Here is a 5,373-nt window from a genome sequence, read left to right on the forward strand (position 1 = left end):
TGTACGAAATATAGGTCTTGGTATAGGGCTGGCCATTTAGCGTAAGCTGTTGTATATAGATGTTCTGCGCGGTATTATTCTTTACCTCTAGTGTGAATTTCTTATTACCGGGTAATTGAATTACGGCTTCATCTATCGCAGGGCTTCCCAATATATACATACCGTTGGCCGGATTAACAGGATAGAACCCAAGCGATGAAAACACAAACCAGGCCGACATCTGCCCTACATCTTCATTACCACATAGGCCATCGGGTTTATCAGTATATAAACTGTCTACTATATATCGTACTTTCTCCGCAGTCTTCCACGGCTGGCCGGCATACGCGTATAAATAGGGTATATGATGGCTCGGCTCATTACCATGTGCATATTGGCCAATAAGTCCGGTGATGTCGTTGGAAGCTTCGTTGCCCATGTTGCCTTTTACCATAAAGAGCGAATCAAGTTTTTTTAGAAAAGCTTCTTCACCGCCCATCAGTTTGATCAATCCTTCTACATCGTGCGGCACCAGCCAGCTATATTGCCACGAGTTACCTTCCGCAAAATCATCTTTCATGTGTCGCGCTACAAAGGGACTGAACGGTGTGCGCCACTCCGTATCAGATATACGTCCGCGCATGAAATGTATCGTTGTATCGAAGTAATGTTTATAGTTCAGGGCACGCTTGCTGAAGAAGGCATAGTCTTCCTGGTTGCCCAACGCCAGGGCTAGCTGCCCAGCACACCAGTCATCAATAGAGTATTCAAGTCCTTTGGCCACGGTCTCTGTTTCGGCATTAGCCGGTATATATCCTTGTTCGCGAACATATTTCAAACCGCGATCATCGCGCAGCGCAGAAGCTTTCATCGCAGCCAATACGTGTGCACCGTCAAATCCGCGGAAGCCTTTCAGGTAAGCATCGGCCATAACAGGAAAAGCACTGTTGCCCGGCATGGTGTTGGTTTCATTTCCCATCAGGTGCCACACCGGAAGTTTACCCTGCTGCTCGTGTATCTTCAGCATGGTATTGATCATATCATTTACGCGCTCCGGTTGCAGTATAGTATAGAGTGAATGTGCCGAACGATACGTATCCCACAACGAAAAAGTAGTGAGATTGGTAAATGTAGTGTCGTGGTATACTTGCTTGTCGCTGCCGCGATAATCACCGTTGTGATCGTTGAATATAGATGGTGCGATCATGGTGTGATACAAGGCCGTATAGAATTTCCGCAGTTGCTTTTCGCTTGTGCTTTTAATCTGTACTTTATTCAGCGCAACGTTCCACGCAGTGTTTGCTTCTTCTGCCGTACGATCGAAATTCCAGTGTGGTATTTCGGCTGCTATATTTTGAAGTGCATTCGTAGTGCTTACCGGAGATATACCCACTTTTACCAATATAGTATTACCGGCAGCGGAACCGATGTGAACAACGCCTCTTACTTTTTGCCCGGTAACTTTATTGCCTGGTACGGATTGCACATCGCTATATAGATCTACTTGTGTAACCGGGGTCGCGAATGTTATAGCAAAGAACAAGCGCTGATCTTCCGCCCATCCTTTGGAATAGCGATAGCCCACCAGTGTACTGTCATTCAGTTTCTCCAATGATGTTTCGGTGGCTAAGTCCCAACCTATACCTTCTTTCAGATCAATAACAATGCTTTTATCTTCTGCTTCCGGAAATGTATAGCGATGAAAGCCCGCGCGCTCCGAAGCGGTAAGTTCAGCTTGTATACCATAGCGTTTTAATTTTACGGAATAATATCCGGGCTTTACTTTTTCATCCGCATGTGAGTAGAGTGAAGCATAACCGCTTTCCAAAGATGTAACGGTTCCTTTTGTGAGTTTAGCTGGCCCTGTAACAGGCATCAGCAATACATCACCGAGTTCGCCAATGCCGGTGCCACTCAGGTGTGTATGTGCAAAGCCTATAATGACAGAATCAGAGTAATGATAACCGGAGCACCAATCCCAACCTTCGGAGAGTTGTGTTGGTCCGAGCTGCACAGCGCCAAAGGGTACGTTAGCACCCACAAACACGTGACCATGAAAGCCACTGCCAATGTATGGATCAACATACTGTGTAAGATTGATGACAGTGTTTACCGGTTGTTCCTTCGCAGCTTCTTTACATGCGCTGGCCAGCAGCACGAGCAAGGCACACGCGCACAGGAGAGATTTTCTATACGTTTTCATGAGAGAATCAATTACAATACGAGCGCAAGTATACCAATGGCAATGGATATCCTGTTCTCCGGAGTAGAAAATTAGTTTTACTCCGTTTATATCATCTTTATAGTATGAAGTAACGTCTGCTGTGCTTCGTGTGTTTAGTAACGATTAGTTTTTCTGAATGATGCCTGCCTTTTCGAGTATCTTTTTTCTTTCCTGCGAAAGCCTGTTATAATTTCTTCGCTGCTGGTATATCCAGCTATAGAGTGGTGTGTGGATTGGAATATTCGTGTGCTTGTTTTTCTTTTTCAACGCCAGGTATTCTTCCACGCGCTGCTGCCAGCGTTTGGCACCAATCTCGTGTGCCCACGAAAATCCCAATGCTTCCAGTCTTTTCTTTTTATCAGCCGATAGTTTTTTATTACGTTGTCCGTTCACCCAACTGGCCAGTGCTTTGTTGGTCGTATAGGTTTGAGGTACATCGCAGTGGCCAAATTTTTTTCTGAAGATAACCAGTTGCTCATACATTCTTTCCCATCGTTCATTCCAGAAATGACCTTGTCTACTCCACAGAAAACCAATCGCATCAAGTTTCTTACGTTTATAGTCTGATAACTTATTCTTGTTATGCAGTTGAAGTGTTACCCACTCATCCAGCTCCGGATTTTCTTTCAATCTCAAATGATAGCGCTCGCCATATTTGGTTTTAAAAGCTTTGAACCTGGTATAGATCGATTCCCACACAAACAGTTTGGTTCGCTCGGCATCTCCTTTCCACACAAAGCCCAGCGCTGTTAACTTTTCTTCGCGTTGTTGTGGTAATTTATTTTCTTTCTTTAGTCGCTTTTGTGTCTGCATCCACTCATATAGCTTCGCGTCAGATCGACTTACCCCCAGGTGTCCGTTCTTCTTGCGGAGCTCTTTCAACTGCCGGTACATAGTATCCCAGTTTTCATCAAAGAGTTGATGCGGCCACTTAACACCAAGTTCTTCGAGCTTTTTTCGTTTGTCTTTACCGATTATTTCACGATCGCGTTTGTTTCGCTGTATCCATACGGATAGTGTAAAGTCTTCATGGCGCTTTACGCGACAATGACCATGCTTCTGTTTATAGGCTTTCAATCGCTGGTATAATTCTTCCCATCGCTCTTCGGCAAAGTTTCCTTTACTCCAGGAGAAGCCGAGTGCATCTAACTTTTTCTTTCGCTGAACTGATAAATTTTCCTGGCGCACAATCTGCGATTCGATCCAAAGCCCCAGTTGGTAATGATCTCTGCGTATCCTGATGCGATCTATATGGCCGTGCTTATGTTTATAGAGCGCCAGTTCGTTATAGCGCTTATCCCACGTTTCTTCGCGCAGGCGCATAATATCTTCTTTCCACAAAAAACCAATCGCATTTAACTTCTTGATTCTGTCCGCAGCAAGCTCATGGCGCGTTTTACTTCTTCGCTGTCGCGATACCCATATACCCAGTTGGCGATTGTCGGTATAGTCTTGTGGCACTTTTGTATGACCGTATTGCTGCTTGAAATTTTTCAGCGCTTCAAACATCTGTATCCACCGGATATCTTTTCCATTTCGGGTTTCCCAATCAAACTCCAGGCTATTGAGTTTTTGAACCTGACGTGGTGTTAACAATGACTGTGCGTTGCGTTGATTAACGCACCAATCGAAAAGTATATCATATTCTTTTTGTCGTGGAGGAACATGACTATGGCCGTGCTCTTTATAAAAATCTTCAAGCTGGCCATACATACTGCTCCAATCATCTGTACGTTTAAATGTGAAGCCGATCTTTATAAGTTGATTATATACTTTGGCGGGCAATCGTCCGGGATGCTGACGGATGTTTTCTGCCCAGCGTGAAAATTGTTTATCGCGTTCCCATTGGGGAGGAACCTGATAGTTTCCGTATTTTTTTCTATAAGCCTTCAGCTTGCGGATATTCTCTTTCCACTTGACTACATCTTCCATACTATAAAATTCTTGCTGGTTGTTTAGTTGCGTTTCAACGGCTATGCATTGGTTTGACGATAAAATGCCCTGGGAGTACGATCGTACATTTCGGCATATGTTGATTGTATGCCTGTGAGATATATAGTATACATAGGTCGGTAAATAGTGTACAACATCAGCGGACGGAATTTTAAAGATCCTGTTGGTATAGTATATAGGTTAGTCTTCCATCTGCAATGATTGGTTGTTCCTGGTTAAAGTTATGGTTCAGTAGAGCGGTCTTTATTTATACTCTGAATCTTTAAATCAGGACAAGATGGTGCTTTTTAATAAATGATATTTTTCGTTCGCGAATCAATTATTACCTAACGGAACTGGCGTGCTATGCGATACCTGATTTTTTGGTGAATACGCTTTCGTGGAGGAGTGATTAGGGTATAGATGTGTATGCTATAATTGGTAGTTAAATTATAAGTATTATGATGTTATGTTTTATACAACATATATAGGTATAGTATATATTATTCGTTTAGTGTTGTAACGCTATATTTTTATTTTACATTTTTTAGCATGCTACAATAAAGTATAAACTTGCCTGGTATATTACATGCGACTGGTTTATCGATAAGAGATTCTTGTATAAAGGTTTGATAAAAAAAGAGGCTGCCACACGGCAGCCTCTTGATTCGATGGTTATATAACCTGATTTATAGCTTGAATATTAATTGCGACATAAAGGTCGTGCCGAGTTGGTTGAATTGCGAGCCATCGTAGGTAGTAATGCTATAGCGACCGTTGAAGGTGAGCGCATTTTTTTGAAGACGCAGCGCATCAGCATCGTTCAATGTTGCCTGGCCATCGCTGTTAAGGGCTACCAGTTTCCATTTCGGGTATACATCAAATATATTCTGTGCAGTAACCGAGAGACTGATCCTGTCGGTAAAGGCGTAGGTTACACCGAGATCGGTAAGAACGTTCGGAGTAAATTCAACACGCAGTGCATCTTTATCAAACAAATCGGCATTGCTAAACTTGGTTGGACCAAACAACGTATTGTTCAGGTTGATGCTGAACTTGCTGGTAACGAAATCCAGTCCCAATATATATTTATACTTCGGGCGACTGGTTAACATAAGTGCTTCTTCTGTTTTGGTAAAGATTTTTCCGCCTGCTTCTGCAATAGGTGCAGGCGTATTCACATTACCGATCAGTTTATTTTCCAATGTATTGTTGCCGGCTACGTTAATATTTACTTT

2 protein-coding genes and 1 pseudogene are annotated in these 5,373 nt (G+C 43.0%); all 3 read right to left on the bottom strand.

Features of this window, described 5'->3' with window-relative positions:
* A partial coding sequence (locus VIN08_RS13080) for a GH92 family glycosyl hydrolase (RefSeq protein WP_331965651.1) occupies positions 1-2,182 on the bottom strand: 2,182 nt, incomplete at its 3' end.
* A 144-nt stretch (positions 2,183-2,326) separates the two neighbouring features.
* On the bottom strand, positions 2,327-4,135 hold the full coding sequence (locus tag VIN08_RS13085) for a helicase associated domain-containing protein (RefSeq protein ID WP_331965654.1): 1,809 nt from the start codon (positions 4,133-4,135) through the stop codon (positions 2,327-2,329).
* Between the two features lie 689 nt (positions 4,136-4,824).
* Positions 4,825-5,373, bottom strand: a pseudogene (locus VIN08_RS13090) (ferric enterobactin receptor); the annotation flags it as partial.

It is taken from the genome of Ohtaekwangia sp., from assembly GCF_036568665.1.
GTDB lineage: Bacteria > Bacteroidota > Bacteroidia > Cytophagales > Cyclobacteriaceae > Ohtaekwangia.